Source organism: Pseudoalteromonas sp. QJM3NY_22 (genome assembly GCF_056173065.1).
The window spans coordinates 922,817-948,727 of sequence record NZ_JBWBTZ010000002.1 but is presented as its reverse complement, the minus strand read 5'-3'; the positions used below and the strand labels follow the sequence as shown (position 1 = coordinate 948,727).

Sequence of the window (25,911 nt, the reverse complement as noted above, 5' to 3'; positions counted from 1 at the left end):
TTAAGAATGGAAACTACCCAAATGAATAAAAATAGTAATTCAGCCTCGCTATTAGAAGATGTACTTGCTGTCGTTAGTAATACGTTAAATTTACAGCCTGGCGCTGTATCAGCAGAATGTAACCTAATTGAAGCAGGACTTGATTCGATCACATTAATGAACTTAGTGTCAACTTGGCGAGCGGCTGGTTATGATATTAACTTTGCAGATTTAGCTAAAAAACCATTTGTGGGGGCATGGGTTGAGTATCTTAGGGTATCGGCTGCCAGCCTCGCTGATAATACACAAGACACTATCTTTGGGGTCCCAAAAATAAAAATCGGGAAACTTCCTCATGCGCCTTTTTCACTTGCGCCTATGCAGTATGCCTATTGGTTAGGACGTGATGTTAATCAACCGCTTGGGGGGGTATCAGCGCATCTGTATTGTGAATTTGAGTTGTCGGCAATCAATGATAAGTCACAGCCATTAGATTTAGCCCGTTTGACGCTAGCAATAGAGAAACTTGTTCAACGTCATAGCTCGTTGCGTTTACAAGTATGTTCCAGCGGACAGCAAATACATAATCCAAGTAATAATACAGTACATGTCATCTTTAATGATTTACGAGATAAACCTACTGATGTTGCGCAGCAGTTACTAGAGCAGTATCGCTCGACCTATTCATCACAAATGTTAGATATTGAGTCAGGAGAAGTATTCGCGGTCGCTTTAAGCTTATTAGAAAATGGTAACAGTCGCCTGCATTTAGACATTGATATGATAGCTGCAGACGCCGTTAGTTATCGCACGCTACTGCGTGATCTTGCACTGTTATACGATGACCCCAATGTAGAACTTGCTGATTTAGCAATGAGTTATAAAGATTGCCGAATGGCCATTGAGCATAATTGGGAGTCAATAAAAGAAAGCTCAGGAATGTGGTGGCAAACACAGCTAGCTTCTTTACCCAATGGCCCATTACTGCCTTTAAAAGCAGCTTCATCGCAGCATCCTATTACAACACGACGCCATTTTAATATTGATCCGCAGCGTAAAGCACAATTATATGCGCAATGTCGTCAGTATGGATTAACCCCATCAGTGGTGTTAGCAACCGTGCTGGCAGAAACTCTGGCTGGATGGAGCAAAGATCCGCGTTTTATTCTTAATGTTCCTTTATTTCAACGTCCACTCGCAGGCCCTAATATTAAAGAGGTGGTAGGCGACTTTAGTAGTTCAATACTCCTCGATGTTGATACTGGCCCGACTGCAACTTTTGTGACACGAGCGCGTGATGTTCAATCTAGTATGCACGATGGAGCAGCGCGCGCAGACTACGGTGGAGTTCATGTTTTAAGAGATTTAGGGCGTGCACGTGGGCAGCAAGTAACAGCGCCTGTTGTATTTACAAGCGCATTAAATTTAGGTGAGTTATTTGATGCAAATGTGCGCCGAGTATTTGGGGATCCTATTTGGATTATTTCTCAAGGGCCACAGGTATTACTTGATGCGCAAGTAACTGAACTTGATGGTGGTATTTTAATTAACTGGGATTGTCGAGAGGATGCTTTTGTTGATGGTGTGCTCGATGCAATGTTTAATTTTTTCAGTAATACCGTGGTGAACCTCGTCACTGAGCCGGATTATTGGGATACGCATATTGGTGATACGTTACCCAAAAATAGAGCCGTTGCTGAGACTCAAGAGCCAGTAATTACTAAAAATGTGGAACATGATGAAACCTTGTTAAGTATGCCAATAGTTCGTGTGGTAGCTTCTATTTGGCATGAAGTGATCGGGGGGGATGGTAGTAATATTCATCAAAACTTATTTGCTGCGGGTGGGGATTCTGTTTTAGCAAGTTCGTTAATCGCGCAAATTAGGGAAATCTTCGGATCCAATTCGATAGACATGAAAAGCTTATTTAGTTCACCTTCTATTGCAGGCATTGCCGCTTCAATTACTGACTCGAGCGATGCTGAAGAAGTATTACAAATTGCTCAAGTGTATTGTGAAATCTTAGATTTAGATGATGACGCACTCAGTGCTGAATTGGAAATGGAGGGGTCACTGTGACTGAGTTTGTGCCTACCGAAGCCGGGTTATATGCTTGGCCAGAAGAAATAAGCAGAAAGTACAAAGAGCAGGGGGTGTGGAAAAATGAAAACTTTGCAAATTGGTTAACTGCAAAACTTAAGCAATATGCTGATGTTATCTTGCTCAGCGGCCCCGACCTTCAATCTGGTGAATGGCAACAGATGACAGGCCAAGAAATAAGCGCTGTCGTGAATAATATAGTAGAGCATTGCCACAGTATTGGTCTTGGACGGGGTGATAAAGTGGTGATGCAAATGGGTAATAATAATGCATTTGTATTAACCTTTTTCGCTTTACTCCAGCTTGGCGTTATTCCTGTCATGGCGTTACCTGGACATGGACAACGTGAAATTTTGCATTTTGTGAAATTAACACAAGCACGTGCTTGGTTTGTTAGTGAACAATCGATTAGCTTTGATTGTCATGCATTTGCCAATGAGCTACTTAATACAGTCCCAACACTTAAACATGTTGTTGTGGATGGCCTAGATTTAAAACCGCATTCGTCAATATTATCTTTACTAGGGTTTACTAAAGCAACTGAAGCTCAAATGACAGCACTTGAGTTTCCTGGTCTCGCAGCGGAACCTGCTGAAATGGCTTTATTATTATGCTCAGGCGGTACAACAGGAATACCGAAGTTAATTCCAAGAACACATAGAGATTACCTCTACAATATAAAAGCCAGTGCTAAGCTGTGTGAATTGAGTTCACAAGACCGCTATCTTGTAGCATTACCAGCGGCGCATAATTTTCCATTAGCTTGCCCAGGTATTTTAGGTGCGATTGAAGTGGGAGCTGGTGTCGTTATGTGTCCAGTGCCGAGTCCTGAAATTGCATTTGAGTATATTGAAAAAGCAGGGGTTACGGTGACAGCGTTAGTGCCGACTTTAGTGAAAACTTGGCTTAATTATGCTGCATTAGTAACACCTCCAGCGGCATGTCTTGATTTATTACAAGTTGGCGGTGCTAAACTTGATGAAGCTACAGCTCGCAGAATCGGTAATGAACTTAATTGTAATTTACAACAAGTGTTTGGCATGGCTGAAGGACTTCTTAATTTCACTCGTAATTCAGATCCTAGTGTTTTAAAACTCAAGACTCAAGGACGTCCATTATCTGATTTGGATGAAGTTAGGGTGGTGGACGAACAAGGCCAGGATGTTGCCAAGGGAAAGTGTGGCGAGCTGTTGACCAGAGGTCCATATACAATCCGTGGTTATTATAAAGACGAGCAGGCCAATCAAAAATCATTTACTACTGAAGGTTATTACCGTACTGGGGATCAGGTAAGGCGGCTAAGCAGTGGTCACCTTATTGTTGAAGGCCGAATCCAAGAGGTTCTTCGCCGAGGTGGAGAGACTATTTCTGTTGAAACATTAGAAGCTCATTTAGCTTGTCATCATGGCATAAAAGATGTTGCTGTTGTGGGACTACCTTGCGAACAACTCGGTGAGCGAACATGCGCAGTTATTGTTTCGCAAGACCCAAATTCGCCTAACTTAGCACTCAAAGACGTAAGGCAATACTTAGCGGCACAAGGTGTTGCACGCTATATGTTGCCAGATACAGTGGCGTACGTTGAACATATCCCATTAACCGTTATAGGTAAAATTGCTCGTAAAAAATTATCTGCACAAATTCACCTTGAGCTTAATAAGCAACATCAAGCAATACAAACAGTGTGAATTAAATTAATGATGCGCAATCACCACCAGAGGATGTACCGCAATGGCTGGCTGCTGAATATAAGCAAGCTAATGATGTTGATTGTGGCTAATAGTGGATTGGTAGTGCGTTTAAAGTATTAGTTATTACTGGGAGTTTGTTGTTTAACTTGTTGATGAAACAAACTCCCTCAATACCCTTTATTTAATTATGAGGTGAGCCTTATCATCGATGAACAATTTACTTTAACGGCTGAGTTAAAGAGCGAATACCAAAGTCGAGTAATTGAGTATGCACGTGAATTACTGCAATTTGAATCGGTAACACCTGATGACGCAGGTTGCCAAGCATGGATTGCAAAAAAATTATCAATGCTGGGAGCAAAAATCGATACATTTGAAAGTCATGGGGTGAGTAACCTAATTGCTGTTATATCTAATGGTGATGGACCCGATTTAGGTTTTTGTGGGCACACGGATGTTGTGCCCGCAGGTAATCTTAATAAATGGCAAGCCCCACCTTTTGCAGGTAAAATTAAAAATGATTACCTGATCGGTCGAGGTATCGCAGATATGAAAGGCGGTATTGCCGCAGCCTTAGTTGCAGCTGAGATGCTAGTACTCGAAGGGAGCTTTGTTGGGCGACTATGGTTTTTAATTACCAGCGATGAAGAGGGCGATGCTTTATTCGGCTCATGTGAAATTGTAAAACACTTTAAAGATGCAAAACAGGACTTGGATTATTGTATTGTTGGAGAACCGACATCAATAAAGCAGTGCGGTGACATGCTAAAAATTGGACGCAGAGGGGCGTTGAGTTTTGCCATTCAAGTTAATGGAAAAAGTGCGCACGTTGCTTATCCGACTCAAGGCATTAATGCTATCCATCATGCCTGTAGCATTGTAAAAGATTTAATGAAATTTGATTGGGATAATAGAGATAGCAATCAGCTTGGTACAACAATGCAAGTCACTCATATCGACTCAGGCCTGTGCAGCGATAATGTCATACCTGACGCTGTAATAATTAATTTAAATATTCGTTATACCACGGCTTGCAGTGAAGATGATCTAATTCATTTAGTCACTCATATTGTAACGCGAACTACTAATGATTTCTCACTAACAACATCGCATGCTTGCAACCCTTATTACTCTGCAGAGAATAGTAAAAATAAACTTTCGCTAATAAAAGAGTGTAAAACAGCCATTAATCAATGTACTGGTTTGCTTCCTCAAACCTCAACTGCAGGAGGAACTTCTGATGGCCGTTTTTTTAGCGATATTTGTCCGCAAGTAGTTGAACTTGGTTTAACTAACGGCACTATCCATCAAGAAAATGAACGAGTTCATATTAGTGAGCTTGGAAAGTTAACAAATATCTATTTTACGGTGTTTAAAAAGTTACTAAGTAACCAGAGCTCAGGTTAAATAGCCTTTAAATTGAAATAATTTAACTCTGAAAAGCTAACATACCTTATTACCTAAGAGGCTAAACTAAATTTTATAGGTCATTAAAACAATCATAATAAAAACTACAAGTTGCAAATGAAAACTGTTAGTATTTTTGTTTTCAAATTAAATTTAACATCAATGAAACCCTTATCTATTTTATTTATTATGTTTGTTACTTTACTTGCTAATAGCTATGTACATGCAAGTCCGCAGCCTGTTAATCCAAAGCGAATAGTGGTTGCAGGGGGCTCAATAACAGAAGTTATTTACGCCCTTGGTGAACAACAACGCATTGTTGGCGTTGATAGCACCAGTGTTTATCCAGCCGCTGCAACTCAGAAGCCACAAATTGGCTATGTTCGCAAAATAAGCGTTGAAGGTGTGTTGTCATTAAATCCAGATCTTATCCTCGCTGAATCAGATATTGGTCCTAAAAAAATGGTTGAGCAATTAAAGCTCACTGGCGCTAACTTGGTTATCTTGCATGAAAACGACAACTTTTGGCGTATTGAAAATAAAGTAGAGCAAATAGCCAAACAATTAAATGTTGTGAGTAAGGGCAATATGCTCGCAGACTCTTTGCAAGCGGACCGCAATGCCTTGTCATATATTTTAGAGCAAACAAGTACTAAACCTAAGGTTTTGGTTATCCGCAGTAGTAAACTTATGGTTGCAGGGGCAGAGACGACTGCTGATGAGTTGGTAACTATTGCCGGTGGAGTGAATATGATGGCTCAAACAATGGTTAACTGGCAGACGATTTCAAGCGAGGCTGCATTGGCACTAAATCCTGATGTGATTATTAGTATGGGAATTGGCGCCAATGACCAGCAACCAAGCGCTGAAATATTATCTGTTTTTAAATATTCAAATGCGATAAAAAATGGACGTATTTACAATTTTGATGCGCTCTATTTGTTAAGTATGGGGCCTAGAACGCCTCAAGCCGCGGTAGAACTAGCGCATGCATTTTATCCTAAAACACGCTTGCCGGATGGCTATCAATATAGATTTTTAAAATTAGCTGAAAACAGCACAAAACAACAGGACGAGCGATAGTTATGCTGGCGTTAGGAAATAGGTTATTAGCGCAACAACGGATACGGGTTTTATCTATTCCTGTTTTGTTTATTATTTGTATATTGGTATTTTTTATTGCCCTAAGTCAGGGAGGGGTCGTGATAACGCTGCGCGAGACGATGCTTATGCTAACCCAGCCGGTAGATGATCAGCTTAAGCACGCTATAATTTGGCAGATCCGCCTTCCTCGTATTCTACTTTCGATGGTTGTTGGAGCTGGTTTAGCAACCTGCGGTGCTGCAATGCAAGCTTTATTTAGAAATCCATTAGCAGATCCTGGCTTGATTGGCATTGCCAGTGGTGCAGCGTTAGGTGCAGTAGCAACTATTGTATTAGGAACAAGCTTGTTTGCTAATTTTAGCGACAACTTAGGCTACTATGCGGTGCCTGTAGGGGCATTTTTGAGTTGTATTGCGGTATGCATGTTTATCTATCGGTTGGGCGCGCAAAATGGGCGTTTTACTATCGTTAGCCTACTACTGGCAGGGATTGCCGTAAATGCGATTGTAAACGCTATTATCGGTATCTTAACACTGGTAAGTAATGAGCAACAATTGCGTGATTTAACATTTTGGAGTATGGGCTCTTTGGCGGGGAATCACCTTGCGATGATAATGCCAACACTCGGTATTATTATTGGTTGTTGTATTGGTTTATTACGTTTATCTAAACCTCTTAACGTGTATTTATTAGGAGAGGCTCAAGCGAAGCATGTCGGCATTAATGTGACTAAATTGAAAAAGCAGGTTTTTATATATACGGCACTTTGCACTGCAGCAGCCGTAGCAATTACGGGCGTTATTGGTTTTGTTGGCTTAATAGTGCCGCATATTATGCGCTTAATATTAGGCCCAGATCACCGTTATTTATTACCAGCTTGTATGTTAGGGGGAGCATTAATGCTTAGCCTTGCTGATTTATTTGCCCGTACCATAATGTTACCAGCAGAAGTCCCCATTGGTCTAATAACCAGTGCTATTGGCGGTCCATTCTTTTTGATTATGCTGTTAAAAACTTACCAAGGAGCAAAGTGAACTATGTTAATTGGCAACCAACTTAGCGTAAAAATTAAACATAAAACGTTGCTGGATAATATTGATTTTTATGTAAAACCAAATGAAATTGTAGTTATCATTGGTCCCAATGGTGCAGGTAAATCATCATTAATGAAAGCATTATCAGGAGATTTGCCGTTAAGTGGCGGAACGGTAAATATTAATCAACGAGAGTTAAATGAGTATAGTTTGCTAGAGCTTGCTAAATTAAGGGCGGTATTAACCCAGAGCTACGAGTTAGATTTTCCTTTCACCGTTAATGAAGTTGTTGATATGGCGCATTTTAGTCATCAAGAACAGTGCACGCAGGCTACTTTGAAACAGTTCTCTAATGATGCAATGAAAGCCGTAGGGATTACTCACCTAGCACAGCAATGCTTTACTCAGCTTTCTGGTGGTGAAAAGCAACGTACTCAATTAGCGCGTGTATTGTGCCAATTACAGCCAAGTTTAACTCAGCAAAAAAATGCTTATTTATTAATTGATGAGCCAACTGCTAGCTTAGATTTATATCATCAATATGAAGTTATGAACCAAGCCGTTACAACGGCAAAACAAGGCGCGGGAGTTGTTGCTGTTCTTCATGATTTATCACTTGCTGCGAGCTTTGCAGATCGAATTTACATGCTTAATAAAGGAAAAGTTGTTGCTCATGGCTCGCCTGAAGAGGTACTAACACAGCGCCATTTAAGTAATGTTTATAATATTAATGCAAAGCTGCAAACAGACATTGAAGATATACTTCCCCACATTATGGTGGCGAAAAAAACACTCACAAAGATATGAATTTAAGTTGTATCGATTACATATTATTGAGTGTTTTTATAAAGGGGTAACTAGGGCCTGTTTATCTTTCGAGGTTAAATTTGCAGCAGTATGTTTGGTATTTAGGCAAGGCAGAGCCTATGTAGTGTGTTTATTCCCCATAAATAGGCGATAACGCAGCATAAATGCCAAACATGCGCTGCCCTTTGGGTTCTTTCTAGGGACGATTAACTCTTTGTTGCTCGGTTTTTACTTAGCCCACTAGGTCACAAACCTCGCGCCGCGATTAAATAGCCCCTAGATTGAACAAATTTTAATCCTGAAAGGTCAACAGGCCCTAGGGCGTGTTGAATTTTGGTGGTTGAATTTACAGCGGCCTGTTTGGTTTTTAGGTAAGGCAGAGCCTATGTAGTGTGGTTACTGCCCATAAATAGGCGATAATGCAGCATAAAGACCAAATATGCGCTTCCCTTTGAGTTTTTTCTAGGGACGATTAACTCTTTGTTGCCTTGTTATCGACACGATTTTCTTACCTCAAAATAGATCACTTAATTAAGCTAATTGGTATTACCGCAATGAGAGTGGACAAGTGTAGCTACATCTTGTAATTCAATGTTTTCAGGTATCGCTATCTCTTTGGCTGATGCCTGTAGCCATGTTGCAGCATCATCAAGTGATTTAAATACGGCTCCAGGTATACCAAAGGCTTTTTGAACGCTCATATTCTGCAATTTTTGATATTGCTCCTCAGGAACAACGATAAGCATCGCTTGAACAAGTTGTTGCATTTTATCTGCCGCACCATCTTTAAGCCATTCTTGTGTTGCAGGACCTGCCCCTTTAGGGTGTTGTAAGGATGCTTCATCTGTATAAACACGCACTACAATAAATGCTTCAGCTCTATCAAACCAACGATCCCATGATATTAAAGAGTCTAAGTGCATTGCTAGCGTGCACTCCCCCTTTGCAACTGTTACAGCTAATGGCCAGAGGCTGCTATCGTATTTAATTGTTGTCATACTTAATAACCTTTATTATTGCTTTTATAGATTTTCCCCACGGCAAATGATTTAGCTTTGCCGTGGGAAAATCTGATTGATTAGAATGTATACTGTATGCCCGCACTAATCGTTCTTGGTTGGGTCAATACTGCTGTATCAAAGTTAGTATCAGGTTCATTGCTATCAGCAGGTGCTGTACCTGGATACAATGCAACAGGAGCATCTTCATCAAAAATATTACGTACTGAAAGATACACTTTAGCTTGCTCAGAGATAACGTAGTTCAAACTTGTATCAAAGGTCGCAAAAGCGTCTGTTTTACCGCCTTCATCGTTTGAAATACTGGTATACCAACCATCAGTGTACTGGCCGCTAACGTTAACAACCCAATTATTTGATTGCCATGTGGTACCTAATTTCATAGAAGCAGAAGGAACCGTAAATAATGAGTTCCCTTCTAGGCCTGAGTTTGGATAATCAGTGATCTCAGAATCTAACAGTGCAAAACCACCATAAAGATTGAACTGATCATTAATCTGCCAATCGGCATTAAATTCAAAACCAATAGTAGTTACTTCGTTTGCATTTCTAACTACATAAGCTTCATCACGTGAGTTTTCAGGTGTTAAATCAAAAGGTAGTTGCATGTCTGTATATTGCGAATAAAACAGGTTTTGAGATGTGCTTATACTGTTATTAGCCCATTGCTGACGACCATAGATTTCTAAAGAGTTTACGTACTCTTCATCATATTCATAGTTAACAATTGGTGTGCCAAAGGAAATGCCGCCGCCTCCTGCATTATACCCGCGAGATAATTGTAAACCGACAATATGCGTATCACTTACTTGGTAGCTGAGCCCAAGCTTAGGTAATAATGCACTGTAGTCGTTATCGGATTCTATTTTTGCAATCGCTCTATCAGGATCCCCGCCTTCACGTTTGCGGTTTTCTTTTTCGTAGCGTAAACCTGCCGTTAGCTCAAACTTGTCACTAAATGGGAAGGCACCTTCAGAGTAGATTGCAAAATTATCTGAATCATCAGTAAAGCTTTGTTTTACAATGAATTGGATCCAATCATCTTGTTTTGAAGTATAGTAGCGACTACCAATAACCCATTGTTCGCCGTTATCACCTTGATAGCGTAAACGAGGTTCTATCACAAACTCTTTGTTATCAACATTCGCTTTTGACCCATCTGGCGTAGATTTACGTTCAAAATTAAAGTCTGTTGCTGAAGCCGTTACTTCTAGCTGTAGTTGTTGAGTTAATGATGCGCTGTATTCAATGCCTAAGCTTTTAGTATGCGTAACATGAACGGGTTGTTGCGGAAAGTTAGAACGACGCTGATCAAATGGATAATCAATGATTTCACCATTTGGACCACTGTATTTGTTATCGGTTAGTGTGACAACAACGCGTGTACCGTATTTGTCATCGCCCTCATAAAGTAATTTCCCTCTAATTGCACGGCCTTCCATGTCAGCTGGGTCTTTAACACCAGGGTAAGGTTCATAATCAACAGATGAACGACGCTCAAATTGATCTGCTGCAATTCGTAAGGAAAACTGCTCCGAAAGAGGTTGATTATAAATAGCTGAAAGTCGTTTTTGGTCTAAATTCCCGCCTTCAGCACGAATTGTGAACTCTTGTTCAAACGTCGGATCTTGTGTTTCTACGCGTATTGTACCTGCTATTGCATTACGCCCAGCTAAAGTACTTTGTGGCCCTCTGAGAACTTCAATTTGTTCAAGGTCCCAAATACCTAAATCGCCAAAAACTATTTCGTTATAAGTAGCTGAACGACCATCAATTTGCCAGTTTAAGCGTGCTCTGCTGCCTGCAAAAAATGCATTCGCGTTTTCTGCGGCTCCAGTACCATCAATACCCCTTACTGTTGGAGCTTTACCAGTACCAGTGACCATTGTGATGTTTGGAATTTCGCTTAATACGTCTCTTACTGTTCTTAATTCAGGGCGACTTTCAAGTTCTTTACTATCGAAAACAACAACGCTATTACCACTTTGTAGTAGACTTCTTGATAATAACTCTCCAGTAACTTCAATAACGGTCATTTGATCCACTGCGTCATTGCTATCAGAATTAGCTAAAGCTGTAGCAGATGTAAGTGCTGCGAGTGGGATTAAAACATCCTTAAATTTCACAGGTATTCCCTTTTGTAAATGTAAATGATAATTGTTATTAATACTACATTTGGTTGTATTAAAATACAACACTAAAGTTAATTAATGTTGTATTTTTAACTTAATTGTTAATCAGTAGAGAGGTGGTTTGGCTGTTATTTCAATGTAGTGGCTATTTAATCGCGGCGTGAGGTTTGTAGGCTCGGTAACGGCTCCTGCGTTACCCTACTGGCAGCGCATGTTTGGCATTTATTCAACGTTATCGCCTATTTATGGGGAATAACCACACTACATAGGCTCTGCCTTGCCTAAATACCAAGCATACAGCTGCAAATTTAACCTCAAAAGATAAACAGGTCCTAGACAAATTTTTTATCTAGTTGTTTCAAATAAAAATTTTAACGACGTATAGTGCAATTTAATTCGTTAAATTGCTCAAAGATTTATGCAGGTTGGTATAGCTAGGAACTTTTGAATTCGCACTCTGTGAGCACTATATTTTTGTCACATTGGTAAAATACGGTTAAGTAAGTGTCTTTAGGCACTTGTGGTGAAAGTGCTTGGGTTATTTTAAATTGCAGTTGTTGTTCATTAAAGGCAATGAGCGTAGCCGCTTCAAAGCCAAAAAATTGTTTCACACTTGCGTACAAAGCTTTAAAAATACTTTCTTTTGCTGAGAAGATAATGGTTAACGGGTGTGATACCTGCTCTGCGAACAATCTAAACTGAGGATAGTCATTAGGGTGTAAAATTTGTTCTTGTAGCTCTCGCTCTTGTTTTGCGCTCATTAGCTGTTCGATATCAATACCAATGCCAGCGATATCTGTGCGCTGAGAGGCCATTGCCATTGCAATCCCTTGAGTATGAGTAATACTACCGATAACTTTATCAGGCCATATCGGCGCGCGATCATTGCCAGAAAGAATATCAAAAGAGGAAATACCGAGTGCGTTTAGTACTTTTTTCGCACAAAATCGGCCAGCCAAATACTCGGCCTTTCGTTTTGTGACTGCTTTTTGAAGTTGCAGCGGTGAAAAAATATGATAACTCGAAAAGTTACTATCAATAAAGTGGTTACTATCAAATTTACAACAAAAAGTGCTGTGGCTAAGGTAGGGTGTAAACTGAGTATAAGGGGAAAGTTCCATATGCTATTTGCATTTTTCCTAAAATTAAGAGTAGCGCTTTAATAGTACGTTAAAAATATAATAAATAAAGTAAAGTTTATGACCAGTGCTGAGCTTAAGCTCATTGCGTAATGTACAATATGCATGATTAATTAACCTGAACTCTGGATAATAAATCTATATCGAGTAGCTATTGACGCGTAAATTCGCCTTGTTTTCACTGAGAACCTCTGGCTAGAGAAAATAAAGTTAAATATCACCGTGATTCAATACGTAGTAAATCCCTTAACCACAGTTCAGGTTACTTAGTTTTTGAGTGTTTAACAAGTTTGGCATAGAGCTTTGATCTCCTGAATAAGGGCAATGCTTGCTTCGTTATCGCTATGCACACATAAACTATCAGCATGTAAAGGTAATACCTCTCCCGATTGAGTTGTTACACAGCCTGTAGTTAACAGTTGTTTTACTTGCGCAATCAGTGCCGATTTATTATGCACGCTACCAAGAATATTCCGCGACACTAACAGTCCTGCATCGGTATATTGACGGTCCGCGAAGGCTTCTAAAATTAATGTTAATTGGTATGTTTTGGCAAGTTGCTGATGGCTTTGTGCTTTAGCCGTTGCAAGTAGCATGAGCTTTAATGGGGTTGGGTAGATGGCAATGGTATGCATGACAGTGTTTAATATTGTTTCATCAGCCATCATGTCGTTATAAAGCGCACCATGTGGCTTTACGTAGCTAAGTGTTAACCCCTGCACTTTTGCCATACCTTCAACCGCTGCAATTTGATAATGCAGGCAGTTTATTAGCTCGTTTGCACTAAGATTCATTGAGCGCCTACCAAAACCTTGCAGATCTGGGTAGCTCGGGTGAGCGCCAACTTGTACGTTATGTTGTTTGGCAAGTGTGAGCGTACTTGCCATTACATCGGCATCGCCGGCATGAAAACCACAGGCAATGTTAGCCATATCAATATGTGGCATTACGCTGCTATCAAGGCCCATTTTCCATGCGCCAAAGCTTTCGCCTAAATCACAGTTAATTTTCATATTAGTGCGCCTTTTGCTGCTTTATAGTGACAGGTAATACACCATTGGCGGGTGACTGCCCAAGTAGTACTTTTGCAAGCGCGGTAAAAGCAGGGCCAGACACAACATCGTTTTTATCGACATCAATATTATATGCGTAGGATGCAAGTACAGCTTGTGCATAGTTGCCAAATTTAGCAATATCGTAAGGGGCTCTTAAGCTTATAAATACGGTATTTTTATTATTGGCTTTAGCAAAACGGAGTAATGATTTAAGTGCTTTTGGCTGCTGTGCATTATTGAGTGCAAAATTAGCGTCGTCTTTTAAATCATCCATGCCGCCAATTTCTACCGCACTTTGGTTTGGTGTCGCGTTACCTGCAATTATTATATCGGCAGTGGTTATATCGATATGTGCTTGCTGCGGATTAAAACCTTGCAGGCTGCTACAAGTATAGTTAAGAACTTGAGTGCTTATAGCTTCAATGGCTTGTTGCATTGCCATACACTTACGTGTGTCAGGCATAATAATATGAATATGCTGATCTGTTTTAAGGCTAAGCGGTAAAGTGTTTTGATTATTTTTAACTAGCGTTATAGCCTCCAAAGCTAGTTGCGCTTCTATTTCACGATGTGCTGCACTGCCAATTGTTTGTTTTGCATTTATAAGTGCGCTGATAGGGTCCAAATAAGTGTTTAATCTAAACTTATTTTTAAGTGATATTATACGCTGTGCTGATTTAGCTATTTCTTGCTCATCAAGTTGCCCTGATTTAACAGCTGCGGCAAGTGATTTTATAAGTTCATCCAACGTTATTAAATCGTCTGGCGTTCTAATTTCAATTGGCATTAGTGCAATATCAACACCAGCTAAAAATGTATTAATTACCGCTTGAGTGGGTGTAAAAAAATGGCTAATACCAGCCATGTCAAGCGCATCAGTTATTACAACACCTTGGTAATTTAGTTCTCCTCGTAAAATGTCGGTTACTATTTTACGAGACATCGTTGCAGGTTTTATCATTGTTTTTCCATCAACACTTACAAACGTTGTACTATCGAGCGCAGGATACTGAATATGCGCCGTCATGACCATACCGGGATTTTGCTTTGCAATAATGTATTTAAATGGTGCTAAATCTTGAGCGTAAATAACTTCTTTTTCATGACTTACCATAGGTAAACCAGTGTGACTATCGACGCTGGTATCGCCGTGCCCAGGATAATGCTTTAACGACGTAATAACCCCATTGCTTTCAAATCCTGCAACTTGTTCAGCACCAAGCTTGGCAACTAAAACAGGGTCTTCTCCAAAAGAGCGTACGTTTATTACCGGATTATCTGGGTTCATATTTACATCGATAGTGGGCGCGTAATTTACATTAATACCCAGAGAACTTAGCTCTTTAGCAATAACCGTTGCCGTTTTTGTAGCGAAGCTTGTTCCGTGTTTTTTATATGTTGCACCAATCGACATGTTGCCAGTAAATGAAGTAGCTAGATCACGCGGTAACCTGGCTACTCGTCCACCTTCTTGATCTAAGGATATAAATAACGGTAGTTTACTACTCGATTTACTTGCTGCATTTTGCAGTTGAGCATTCAGTGTAATAGTTTGCTCTATTGATTGGGTATTTTCAGAAAACAAGATAACTCCCCCAATGTTATGCTTTGCAATTACGTGTGCAAGCTTGTCTGGTAATTGAGTTAATGGTGTTCTGCATTGTTTACTCGTACCTTGTTCGCAAAAATAGCGAAAATCAAGCATGAGCTTTTGGCCAAGCTGTTGTTCAAGAGAAAGTACAGGTTGTGCGAACGAGGATTGTATTGGCATGAAGCACCCAGATAAAAAAACGATAGACGACACAATATACTTATTTAGCAAAATACACTCCAAAGCTAAATAAAATAGATAAGTGTATGTAGCTTATCTACTTTTTAGTGCAACTGCAAAACATGGTTTTTCTTTACTAAAGCCATTAACGTATTGTAACGAATAGATAAAATTTATATCGTTAAATTTAATGAAAATCAGTAGTTACATATATTTTTCTGTCTTTTTAAACATTAGATTATAAGCTTTCAAGAGGGTATAATTGTAGGCTTTATATACAATAATAAGTGCAAGCTTTAACAGCCTTGTACTGTGGACGATATACATTTGCTGTACAAATTACTACCTGCACTTAATCTAAGGTTACTCATTCTGCTTTTAGCATTTTCTGCTTCGTTGAGCACTCTAGTAAGTAGTTTTCATTCTACTTATCAAGTGCAAAAAGAACAGTTAATGAATTACACACTAAAAAGTAACTATGCTTATGCAAATAAGTTGGCTTCGGCAACCGATAATTTTTTAGAATCTGCAATGCAGCAACTTACTTATTCAGCAAAAATAATAGAGCAAGAAATAAATAATGAAAAATTATTGAAAGAAGAAGTAACCAGATTAAATTTACAAACAAATAGTTTTAATTCTGTTGTGATAAATAAGAACGGTATTATTGCAGCAACGTCTCCTGTTTTACCGCAAATAATGGAGCAAACAATTTCCTCTCCAGGCGCAATACAAGCATTGAAAGAAAAGCGCCCGCTCATTAGTAAACCTTACATGTCAGCCGCAGGTAATTTGATAATTTTTATTTCCCATCCGTTATTTGACAATGCAGGGAATTATTTAGGCTATCTTGGTGGATCTCTTTATTTCTTGAATTCAAGTATTAAGTGCAATCATTATGCAGCCACCAGAACTTCTGATTGCCCCGTAAATAACTCATGAGGGGTTTTATACCCTCTTGTTTTTCTTGGCCGATGGTTGAGCTTATCAACTGCCGCCTGTATTTCTGCTTCACTTAGCGACATAAAGTCAGTTCCCTTGGGGAAGAAGCGTCTAAGTAAGCCGTTGGTATTCTCATTTATGCCCCGCTCCCATGATGAATATGGGTGAGCGAAATACACATCCGCTTCTAATTTTTGTGCAATATGCTCATGGTGAGCAAACTCTTTTCCATTATCTAAAGTCACGGTAATAACCTTACCTTTATAGGGTGTCATACACTTGATCAGCGCATCGGCTGTTATTTTCGCATGCTTGCTTTCAATTCTGTGAACGACTGTATATAACGTTTTACGTTCAACCATTGTAACAAGGGCATTTTTACGCCCTTTGCCTATCACTGTATCGCCCTCCCAATCACCAATCCTAGACTTTGAATCCACAATACTTGGGCGTTCATCAATACTGACTCGATTAACTATCTGTCCACGTTTATCGTAGCTTCCATAGCGTTTTTTATACTTTTTACATGCACGAGTGAGTGTCTTATGTAGTTCACCACCACGAGCCTTGTCTCTGTAAATATATTGATAAATCGTTTCATGATGCAAAACGACCTTTTTCTCTAAAGCTAAGCGGCCTGCCACCTGCTCTGGCGAAAGTCCGTCAACCAACAATTTATTAATCCAGTCAGTAACATCATCTGTTAACTTACTTGCTTTGAAAGATGACTTGCGTCTTTGCTCTGCAAAATTATTGGCTTGGTTAGGTCGATAGCCTTTAAGCCCTTTATTGCGTTTTAACTCTCTAGAGATAGATGACGGTGAACGAGTGAGTTCATCAGCTATCTGTTTTTGGTTATTTCCTGCTTTTATTAACGCGTAAATCTGGTATCTTTCTGCTTGTGTCAGCTGTTTATATTTCATTAAAGCAATTTCCTTTGGCGAGAGAATGGCCGAATTATAACAGCTGGCCATCTAATCTGAGAAATTGCACTTATTATCCGAATTTAGGTTTAAAAGAACGCAGCATTTTGAATGATTTACTGGATCATCATTATTACGATGAAGGGACACATATATATGTGGTTGATTCTTATAAACGCATACTCTATCATCCGGATCATATTCGTATCGGCACTTATGTAAATAATAACGCAATTATAGATGATGTTATTAATGGAAAAGGGGGGATTGCGAATGTTAAAAGCAGCCAAAATATAGAGATGCTAGCAGGCTACGCCCCAGTAAAAAAAGCACATTGGGGAGTTATTGCGCAACGTCCAGTTGAAAATACCTTAGCCTCACTTGATACATTGATTATAGAAGTTATCAAACGTACGTTACCAATGGCGGTTATTACTTTTATACTTATAGGCTTTTTTGCTCATTTTATTTCTAGGCCGCTTAAACAACTCGCAAACAATGTAAATACACTTGATAACCCTGCTAGTTTTGAAAACTTTGAGAATATAAAAGCATGATATTTCGAAAGCCAGAGGTTAAAGCTTGCCATGTTAAAAGGTGTGAGTATTTTACACACTCAAATAGGCCAATTACGCCATGATGCACAAACAGACCCACTTACAGGGGCGCATAACCGCAGAAGTTTAAATGGATTACTTAAGCAACTTATGCTTAAGCAAATTCCATTAGCAATATTGGAAATTGATATCGATTTTTTCAAGCGTGTAAATGATACCTTTGGCCACGATAAAGGTGATGAAGCACTAAAAACACTCACCGATATTATAAAAAAACTATCCAGAAAGGATGATGTTGTAGCGCGTATTGGTGGTGAAGAGTTTGTAATTATATTACCAAATGAAGACAGCGAAAGTGCTTTTAAAATAGCGGAACGACTACGAACAACCGTTGCCTCAACAAACATGGATATTATTGGATTTATTACTATTTCTATAGGTATTGCAACCTGGCCTGAGCACAGTAACGATATAGACCAGGTGTACAAATATGCGGATAAAGCACTTTATTACGCTAAAAAGCACGGCCGAAACTGCTGTGTGATAGCTGACAAAAATTAACTACTTATAGAACCATCAGCATTTAAAATTGGGTTTCTATAGGTGAGTAATTTACGGATACTTCGACATTTTTTACATCAGAATAAGCACTTAATGATTTAGCAACGGCTTTTATATTATCGTCTTGAGTGACTAGTAACATATAGTTATGCGCAGTCGAGCGTATTAAATTAAAGTTGTTGGCTAAATCCTCTGGTACAAAATCAGATGCAAGCGTAAGAACAAGTGTTCCTGTAACGACCCCTTTTTGTTGCATCGTTTGGTTAAAAACAATATCCCCCTTTTTCAATACCTCTGAGTTAAAAATCAATTTATCGCCTGATGACATAATGCTATTTTTTTGCAGATGAATTTTTTGGCTAACATCTTCTACTGTCGTTTTATTTTTTATGCTGACCTGTGTTGGAGTTTGAGACCGAGACTGTTGTACTGCTGGAGAAGCTGGTTCGTTACTTTTATTACAGGCAGTCAAAGTGCCTGAAGCAGTTAATATCAATGCAATTATTAAATACGGCGGTTTCATATTTTTACCTTTTTATTATACAAGATAGAGTTTTTAGCTTTTTATTATACAAGATAGAGTTTTTAGCTTTTTTTTACACGACTTATTGTTACTGTCATTTGGTACTACATTTAAAATACATTTATTAAACAAAAATTACAAAATATAAACAGGGTGTTTTATGTCTAATTTCAAACTAACCGCAGTAGCAACAATTGTTGCAGCTACTTTATCTGCAGGACAACTAACCGCAGCTGAATCAGCGCAATACTTTGATGTAACTGCAAACTCTCAAACTCAAGCAATAGCACCAGCGGCAATGCAGCAACGCGCACTAGCTGAGCGAACGACAGTATCTGGTCATCGTTCTATTTATGACAAACAATTGGGTAAAGCCACATTTTTATGGCAAGCGGTGGGGCAAAAGGCGCCAAATATGTCGCTTATTGAGCCTGCAAAACGAAACCAATATGCAGCGGATCTTTATTTAGAATCTCTAACCGGTATTAGCAGTCAGAAAAGCACAATATCATCAGCAGTAATGACTGATTTGCATGAGCAAAAGCGAGGTTCAATAGTCGCAAAGTATAAACAGCAGGTTCATGGTATTGATGTTTTTAATCGTGAATTCAACTTAATAATGGATAAAGAGTTTAACCTTGTGGCTGGCTCTGGCTATTTTGCGGATACGTCGTCAGCTGAAAAATCATTTGCGGCTCTGAGTGGCTTTGTAAATGCTGAGCAAAGCATTAAATCTGCACTTTTGGAATTGGCTGGTATTAATGCATCGCTTCGTAAGATTGGCGAAGAAGGTGGATATGCTAAATATCAGGCCACATCAGTTGATAATTCTAAAATTATATTAGGTGAACCCCGCGCGAAGAAAGTATTTTTTGAAGTCGCAGGACAATTAGAGTCAGCATATTATGTTGAAGTCGAAGTTGCGGATAAAAATGCGCTTGAAAGCGATTATTATAGCTATGTAATTGGCACTCAAAATAACAAAGTTTATTTGTAACTATTCAGCCACATTTTCAATAAATATATCAGGTAACTGATTTTTGAAGAGTAATTCAAGGGCTAGGCTTGCTGATACATGCTGTTTTCTGCAAGTCGAGAGGTAGCTTCTGATTAAACAAAACATCTCTGCACCTTGCATGCTTCTGAAGCACCCAGATATCTTTTGATGAACCTTGGTCATCCTAATATCATTCTCACCTTGGTTGTTGCTAAAAGGCACCGCTGTTTCCGTCATGAACCGTAAGACATCATCTTGATAATCTCTTAACCGCTCTAACAACGCTCTAGACTTTGTTCGTTTCAATCTGCCTCGCTGGCCTTTTACTCGGCTGTTTCTATCCGGTGGAGGGCATTTAATGTCACCTTGAGCCAATATTTGTTGATATTTCTCTATATAGTGAGCTTTTGTGTCTGCATCTAGCTCGGGGTTATCTATTTGATGTTTATTGATTTCAGTCAGTAGGGTTTGCAAATCCTTTGCCCATTGCATACCGTCTTGCTCCCATGCCCTTTCTAACTCTCGGATATGATGTGCATTACACAAGGCATGTTGGCACTGTGTATATTGATAATACGGTTTCCAGTGGTCGTGGCATAGTACCCCAGTAAAGTGAGGTAAAATATCGGCGTCATCCATCGCTATTTTCCCTCTTTTCTCATGCGGGTAAAAATACGTCCACCACGTCGTTGATGCACCATGAAGCCATCGTCGTTTACCACCTATATTAATCCCCGTTTCATCAACGTGTAAGGCTTGATAAGTCGTTTTCAGGGCTTTCTTGAGCGCGGCTTCTGCGCCGGAGGACTTTACCAAGGCCGCTGCTTGTTCATTAAAGTTAAATAAACTACCCGCACTGATTGGAATACCGAGTTGATCACAAAAATATTCTTCAATGCGGTTGTAAGGGAGTAATTGATATTGGGATAGGTAAACTGCATGGGCTTTTACACCAACCCCATATTGAATAGGACTGTTAACGTCTTCTGGAAATTCACCAATAAAACGCTTACCTTGCTCATTTTCCAGAATTTGTGCTTGGTATTCAGTGACCACTTTCCTGATATCTATATCGACAACCTGTCGTTTTTGAAAGCCAATTTCACGGTAGTGACCTTTCGGTAAAAAATCACGTTCAACTAGGATGATTTTGATCTCATCAGGCGTCTGTGTTTGGGTTAGTGTTTTACCTGCACGGCCTTTTTGACCACCCGCTGACTTGGCTGATTTCTCTTTGTTTTGTTTTTTTCGGTTGATGTCTTTTGATGGCGGGATACTGCTATTGTTACTGTTAAGTCCTAATTTACTTGCTAACATAACAACGACAACCAGAATGAGTTCAATAGACATCTTCAGCGCAGGCGTGAGAGTTTTACCTTCTTGTAATTGAGCTTTGGTTTTCTCAACGATTTCGTCGATGTTGATGCTGTTTAAATTCATTGAAGCTAGGGCTATTAGGTCATAGCCCTAGCTTGGCATACTGGCGGGATCGGTCAATAGTTAAAAAAGATCCTTTGAAAATAATTTACCATGGTGAATAGTTACGTTTATTTTAAGAAAGACTTAAAATCACATGCAGCCGACTTTAATTATCGCGTGTATGCCAATCAAGATGGCTACCCAATGGAAAGCCCCCATGGTGATGTAATTCCAGCTGATGGGCCTGATCAAGTTGATGAAACTGAAATTTTAGACGCGCCAATGGTTGCGTTATCTTATTACAGTAAATTAAGCACAATGGATCCATGGTTAACTGATGATGCTACGACTACATCGGGCAACAATGTATTTGCCTATGCTGATGTTGTTGCCCCACAAGATTTTAGTGAAGGCGACTTTACAGCTGACACCACAGCCGATCTGACATTTGATTATCCGTACCAAGTAGATCAAGTTGCCAATAGTTTCGCTAATCGAAAAGCCGCAATTGTTAATTTATTTTATATGAATAACTTTTTACATGATTTTTTCTACGATCACGGCTTTGACGAAACATCAAATGTTGCGCAGCTATCTAATTTTGAACGTGGAGGCATAGAAGGCGATCCAATTGAAGCACAAGCGCAGGATAATTCAGAACGTAACAATGCCAATATGTTGACACCTGCAGATGGTGCAAGCCCTCGTATGCAAATGTATTTATACAATAGTAAAGATGCACAAGTCGGTGTTGATTTTGGTATTACAGTTACTTCGCATGCGACTTTAGGTTTATTAGATTCAACACAAGAGTCAGGCTTTGGTCAATATCAATTTAGTGATATTAAAGGGGATGTTGTTCGCTTAGACGATGGTAATACAGCCGATTCAACAAGTATTAATGATGGGTGTGAGCCCGCTATAAATGCCGCAGATCTTGCAGGTAAAATAGCGTTAGTCGATCGCGGCTCATGTTCTTTCACAATTAAAGTAAAAAATGCACAAAATGCGGGCGCAATAGCAGCAATTGTTGTGAATAATGACCCTGACACAGATGAGCCAGCGCCAATGGGCGGTGAAGATGATGCCGTTACTATTCCAAATATGGGATTAAATTACGCTGATGGTCATGCTATGTATGACTTAATGGCTGCGGGCGATACTGTTTCTGTAGATATGTTTACTAAAGCAACATTAAAAGATGGTACGTTTGATAATGGTATTATTGCTCATGAGTGGGGACACTATATCAGTAACCGTTTAGTGGGTAACTCATCTGGTTTAATTAACTTCCAAGGTCGCGCAATGGGCGAGGGTTGGGGGGACTTCCATTCACTAATGTTTATTGCTAAAGCTGATGATATTAACATTACAGGCAATGATAAATTCCAAAAGGCATATGGTAGCGGTACATTTGTAGAGGACTTTTATTACGGTATTCGTCGCGTACCTTACTCAACTGATACCGAGGTAAATGCATTATCATTCCGCCATATTACAGAAAATGCAGGCGCTGATATTGGTATTACACCAACAAGTGTAGCTTCGCCACATGCCGCAGGCGAAATATGGGCAACGATGTTATGGGAAAGTTATGTAGCATTAATTAACGAACATGGTTTTGATGAAGCTCAAAACCGCATGGCTGACTACCTTGTTGCTGGTTATAAATTAACGCCAGTAGCTCCGCTTTACACTGAAGCGCGTGATGCCATTTTAGCCGCTGCTTATGCTGTTGAACCTGCTGATTATAAATTAATTTTAGGAGCATTTGCTAAGCGTGGCATGGGATTAGGAGCTGAAGCGCCAGAGCGTTTCAGTAATGATTTAACGGGAGTTGTTGAGTCTGATAAATCAGAGCTTGCTACATTCGCGTTAAGCGACGTGATCGTTAATAACGCATATAACGGTGCTGAGCTTGGTTATTGTACTAACGATAATATTCTAGATAAAGGTGAAACAGGCTCTATTAGTGTAAGCATTGTTAACCGTGGTAGTGAAACCTTAACTGGGACTAAAGCGCAGTTAACGGTAATCAGCGATCATGATGTAACACTTGAAAATGATGGGTTAGTTACCTTTGCTGAAACAGCACCATTTGCAATATCAACAAGTGACGCTATCACTATTACTTTAAATGATGCAGGCACCGCTGAAACACTAGAAATAGCAGTAACTTTCCCTGAGCTTGAAACGGATGATGATATTGTTGAAGCACTAGAAGATTCAATTTCATTCACTGTAAATATAGATTTTGAAGATGAAGCACCTGTCAGTGCTACTGTTTCAGATGATATGGAAGTGTCGGCTGCCTCATTATCTGATTTAAACGAAAATGTAATGTTTGGTGGGGATGCTGCTATCGGTACGCAGAGTATGGATAACAGTGGCAATATAACCACTTTTGATGCTGCGGGCTTTGGGTTAGGCGCTCAGGCAATGTTTTTAAATAACAATAGCTTCCAAACTGATGTGGCGGTTGAGTCTAAATCGTTTGAAATAGGTTACTCAGGTGATTTTGTAATATCATTTTGGCACCTTTACCTCATTGAAGAGAATTGGGATGGTGGTGTTGTAGAAATTAGTGTTAATGATGGCGAGTGGACGGATGTAACGCAAGTGGGTGGGGAATTTAGTGTTGGTTATAACGGCCCACTAATTGAAAATACCTCTCAAGCACTCCAAGAGCGAAATACATTTACAGGACGTAATATTCAAGACGATGGGGCTTTTGGCAACTACGAAACAATTAATTTTGGCAATGCTTTAAATGGTAACCAAGCTAAAATTCGTTTCCGTATTTCATCTGATTCGGCTGTTGCTGATTTTGGTTGGTGGATTGATAATCTAACAATGTCTAACGTGTTATCGCCTGTATTCTCCAAAGTAGTCGCAGGAGACGCTGCAACATCATGTGATAACGCGATGCCATTGCTACTTGTTGAGAGTGATTCAGCAGAAATAACTGAGTCTGGCACTGGCACTATTACAGCGACTGCCACAGATAGAAATGGTGATGTATTAACTTATGCTTGGACGCAAGTTAGTGGTACAGCGGCAACACTGTCGGGTATAGATACAGCAATATTGACTTTCACACCTGGCTCTATAAATGCAGATGAAGAACTTGTATTTGAGGTTGCGGTAAGTGATGGGACGACAACTGTAGCTCAGCAAAGTACAGTAATGGTAAAAAATGAAGCTGTTCCTGTAGTACCTGTAACCGAGAAGAAATCTAGCGGTGGTAGTGTTGGCTTTATTGCTTTATTGCTTTATTACTTACCCCATTAGTGTGGTTTAACAGACGTCGTAAAAACGTTAGTAAATAAGTTTAAATAAACGTTATTTAAAAGCCCCTGAATTTATTCAGGGGCTTTTTTATTTGATTAATACCAATCTACTTATATATGGGGCAGGGCGGGATCACACTTTGTAAATAAACAAATTTTATGATCTAATACCATAAATTTCATCACCTTAAACTTATTATGTCACTCTTCTCACATTTAGAACTCGTCAAAGATAATCGTTCACATATAAATCAGCACCATAACTTAGTTGATGTGCTTTTTCTTATTATTACTGCCGTTACATCAGGGTGTGAAAACTGGCAAGACATTGAAGTCTATGGCGAAAGTAAGCTTAATTGGTTAAGAGGATTTCGTTCTTTCAAAAATGGCATACCCACTCGACATAGTATTGCTCGGATTTTTAGAACCGTTGATACTGACTCATTACTACTCGCGATGTATAGCTGGGTCAATCAAAACCGCGTTAAGTCAGCGCATCCTGTCATTGCCTTCGATGGCAAAACTATTCGCGGAGCAAGTAAACACATTGCTGATAAATTACATCTCGTCTCAGCATTTGATTGTGAAGCAGGTCTCACATTATTCCACCAAACAGTTGGCAGTAAGACGAATGAAATACCGGCAGTTCGGGATTTATTGAAAATACTCGATATCAATAACACCGTCATTACACTTGATGCTTTGCACTGCCAAAAAGAAACGCTAAAACAGCTAATTAGCAGACATGCAGATTATCTAGTGCAAGCAAAGGGTAATCAAAAGAAACTTTATAGCGCGATTCAAGATGCATTTACACACCAGTATGAATCTGAAAACTCAGAGATACTTAGTCATGTAACACAAGATGAAGGGCATGGGCGAAAAGAAGTACGCACGATAGATTGTCTTGATGCGCGTTTATTACCGAGTGAAATTAAAGAGAGCTGGCCATCAGTTAGAACAATCGTTGCGGTGCAGCGAGAGCGAACGAAGGGTAATAGAACGAGTATTGACACACATTACTACCTAACATCGTTGACAGACAATATATTGATAAGTAAAGCAATAAGACAACATTGGCTGATAGAAAATCAGCAACACTGGATACTGGATGTCGTATTTAAAGAAGATGCCTGTCAAATACATGAGCCATTAAGTGCGCAACATATGGCACTATTTAGACGCGTCGTTAGGAACATGATAAAGCAGCATACGAAAAGCAAGGGGTCAATAAGAAGTAAGTGTGTAAGAGCTTGTTATGATGATGCTTTTAGAGAAGAACTTCTTTTTGGTTAACATTTTTAACAAAGTATGCTCGCGCCCTGATATGTGGGGTCTATTTAACGTTAAGAAAATTACGCTAGAACTAGGCAAAAGTTTTTGTATCTAGTTGTTCTAAATAAAAAATTTTTAACGACGCTATAGTGCAATTTAATTCGTTAAATTGATCAAAGATTTATG

Annotated in this window: 20 protein-coding genes; 12 read left to right on the top strand and 8 right to left on the bottom strand. The window is 39.4% G+C overall.

Annotated features, from left to right (window positions below; all coding sequences use genetic code 11):
* The first annotated feature begins 21 nt into the window (after positions 1 to 21).
* From AC0VZ4_RS24600 to AC0VZ4_RS24575, 6 genes are all read left to right on the top strand, one after another.
* On the top strand, positions 22 to 2,058 hold the full coding sequence (locus tag AC0VZ4_RS24600; protein WP_475441916.1) for a condensation domain-containing protein: 2,037 nt from the start codon (positions 22 to 24) through the stop codon (positions 2,056 to 2,058).
* Positions 2,055 to 3,767, top strand: coding sequence for a (2,3-dihydroxybenzoyl)adenylate synthase (locus tag AC0VZ4_RS24595; protein ID WP_007376665.1), 1,713 nt, complete (start codon positions 2,055 to 2,057; stop codon positions 3,765 to 3,767). The genes AC0VZ4_RS24600 and AC0VZ4_RS24595 overlap by 4 nt, the downstream gene beginning before the upstream one ends.
* 195 nt (positions 3,768 to 3,962) lie before the next feature.
* Positions 3,963 to 5,177, top strand: a complete 1,215-nt coding sequence (gene dapE / locus AC0VZ4_RS24590; RefSeq protein ID WP_475441915.1) for a succinyl-diaminopimelate desuccinylase — start codon at positions 3,963 to 3,965, stop codon at positions 5,175 to 5,177.
* Positions 5,178 to 5,294: 117 nt separating this feature from the next.
* Positions 5,295 to 6,260 carry a heme/hemin ABC transporter substrate-binding protein gene (locus AC0VZ4_RS24585; RefSeq protein WP_475441914.1) on the top strand — a complete coding sequence of 322 codons (966 nt, stop codon included), beginning with the start codon at positions 5,295 to 5,297 and terminating at the stop codon, positions 6,258 to 6,260.
* Between the two features lie 2 nt (positions 6,261 to 6,262).
* A complete protein-coding gene (locus AC0VZ4_RS24580; RefSeq protein ID WP_033023434.1) occupies positions 6,263 to 7,315 on the top strand; it encodes a FecCD family ABC transporter permease in 1,053 nt (350 codons plus the stop codon).
* A 3-nt stretch (positions 7,316 to 7,318) separates the two neighbouring features.
* On the top strand, positions 7,319 to 8,122 hold the full coding sequence (locus AC0VZ4_RS24575) for a heme ABC transporter ATP-binding protein (RefSeq protein ID WP_475441913.1): 804 nt from the start codon (positions 7,319 to 7,321) through the stop codon (positions 8,120 to 8,122).
* Between the two features lie 536 nt (positions 8,123 to 8,658).
* On the opposite strand, the gene AC0VZ4_RS24570 is transcribed toward AC0VZ4_RS24575, so the two are convergent.
* From AC0VZ4_RS24570 to AC0VZ4_RS24550, 5 genes are all read right to left on the bottom strand, one after another.
* On the bottom strand, positions 8,659 to 9,120 hold the full coding sequence (locus AC0VZ4_RS24570; RefSeq protein WP_475441912.1) for a hypothetical protein: 462 nt from the start codon (positions 9,118 to 9,120) through the stop codon (positions 8,659 to 8,661).
* A gap of 80 nt (positions 9,121 to 9,200) precedes the next feature.
* On the bottom strand, positions 9,201 to 11,267 hold the full coding sequence (locus tag AC0VZ4_RS24565) for a TonB-dependent receptor (protein WP_475441911.1): 2,067 nt from the start codon (positions 11,265 to 11,267) through the stop codon (positions 9,201 to 9,203).
* 440 nt (positions 11,268 to 11,707) lie between these two features.
* Positions 11,708 to 12,394, bottom strand: coding sequence for a 4'-phosphopantetheinyl transferase family protein (locus tag AC0VZ4_RS24560; RefSeq protein ID WP_475441910.1), 687 nt, complete (start codon positions 12,392 to 12,394; stop codon positions 11,708 to 11,710).
* Between the two features lie 299 nt (positions 12,395 to 12,693).
* The gene (locus AC0VZ4_RS24555) at positions 12,694 to 13,425 is read right to left on the bottom strand and encodes a 5-oxoprolinase subunit PxpA (RefSeq protein WP_475441909.1); all 732 of its coding nucleotides are present in this window, start codon (positions 13,423 to 13,425) and stop codon (positions 12,694 to 12,696) included.
* A 1-nt stretch (position 13,426) separates the two neighbouring features.
* Positions 13,427 to 15,238, bottom strand: a complete 1,812-nt coding sequence (locus tag AC0VZ4_RS24550; protein WP_475441908.1) for a glycoside hydrolase family 3 protein — start codon at positions 15,236 to 15,238, stop codon at positions 13,427 to 13,429.
* Positions 15,239 to 15,550: 312 nt separating this feature from the next.
* Here AC0VZ4_RS24550 and AC0VZ4_RS24545 point away from each other — a divergent pair, with 312 nt between their 5' ends.
* Complete coding sequence (locus AC0VZ4_RS24545; RefSeq protein WP_475441907.1) at positions 15,551 to 16,180, top strand: PDC sensor domain-containing protein; 630 nt, start codon at positions 15,551 to 15,553, stop codon at positions 16,178 to 16,180.
* Here AC0VZ4_RS24545 and AC0VZ4_RS24540 read toward each other — a convergent pair.
* Complete coding sequence (locus AC0VZ4_RS24540) at positions 16,135 to 17,103, bottom strand: IS30 family transposase (RefSeq protein ID WP_475441477.1); 969 nt, start codon at positions 17,101 to 17,103, stop codon at positions 16,135 to 16,137. The genes AC0VZ4_RS24545 and AC0VZ4_RS24540 overlap by 46 nt on opposite strands.
* A 107-nt stretch (positions 17,104 to 17,210) precedes the next feature.
* Here AC0VZ4_RS24540 and AC0VZ4_RS24535 point away from each other — a divergent pair, with 107 nt between their 5' ends.
* Together AC0VZ4_RS24535 and AC0VZ4_RS24530 are read left to right on the top strand one after the other, a co-directional pair.
* Positions 17,211 to 17,660 carry a hypothetical protein gene (locus AC0VZ4_RS24535; RefSeq protein WP_475441906.1) on the top strand — a complete coding sequence of 150 codons (450 nt, stop codon included), beginning with the start codon at positions 17,211 to 17,213 and terminating at the stop codon, positions 17,658 to 17,660.
* Positions 17,661 to 17,690: 30 nt separating this feature from the next.
* A complete protein-coding gene (locus tag AC0VZ4_RS24530) occupies positions 17,691 to 18,221 on the top strand; it encodes a GGDEF domain-containing protein (protein WP_475441905.1) in 531 nt (176 codons plus the stop codon).
* Positions 18,222 to 18,243: 22 nt separating this feature from the next.
* Here AC0VZ4_RS24530 and AC0VZ4_RS24525 read toward each other — a convergent pair whose 3' ends face one another.
* The gene (locus tag AC0VZ4_RS24525; protein WP_475441904.1) at positions 18,244 to 18,744 is read right to left on the bottom strand and encodes a hypothetical protein; all 501 of its coding nucleotides are present in this window, start codon (positions 18,742 to 18,744) and stop codon (positions 18,244 to 18,246) included.
* A 160-nt stretch (positions 18,745 to 18,904) separates the two neighbouring features.
* Between AC0VZ4_RS24525 and AC0VZ4_RS24520 the strand changes: the two genes are divergently transcribed.
* Positions 18,905 to 19,741 (top strand): hypothetical protein, encoded by an 837-nt coding sequence (locus AC0VZ4_RS24520; RefSeq protein ID WP_475441903.1) that lies wholly within the window; start codon positions 18,905 to 18,907, stop codon positions 19,739 to 19,741.
* Here the strand turns inward: AC0VZ4_RS24520 and tnpC are convergent, their stop codons facing one another.
* Positions 19,742 to 21,181 (bottom strand): IS66 family transposase, encoded by a 1,440-nt coding sequence (gene tnpC, locus AC0VZ4_RS24515; protein WP_475439674.1) that lies wholly within the window; start codon positions 21,179 to 21,181, stop codon positions 19,742 to 19,744.
* Positions 21,182 to 21,271: 90 nt separating this feature from the next.
* Between tnpC and AC0VZ4_RS24510 the strand changes: the two genes are divergently transcribed.
* Positions 21,272 to 24,451: a M36 family metallopeptidase gene (locus AC0VZ4_RS24510; protein ID WP_475441902.1), complete on the top strand. Its 3,180-nt coding sequence runs from the start codon at positions 21,272 to 21,274 to the stop codon at positions 24,449 to 24,451.
* 197 nt (positions 24,452 to 24,648) lie between these two features.
* Positions 24,649 to 25,746, top strand: coding sequence for an ISAs1-like element ISPsesp1 family transposase (locus AC0VZ4_RS24505; protein WP_475439755.1), 1,098 nt, complete (start codon positions 24,649 to 24,651; stop codon positions 25,744 to 25,746).
* Positions 25,747 to 25,911: the final 165 nt, after the last annotated feature.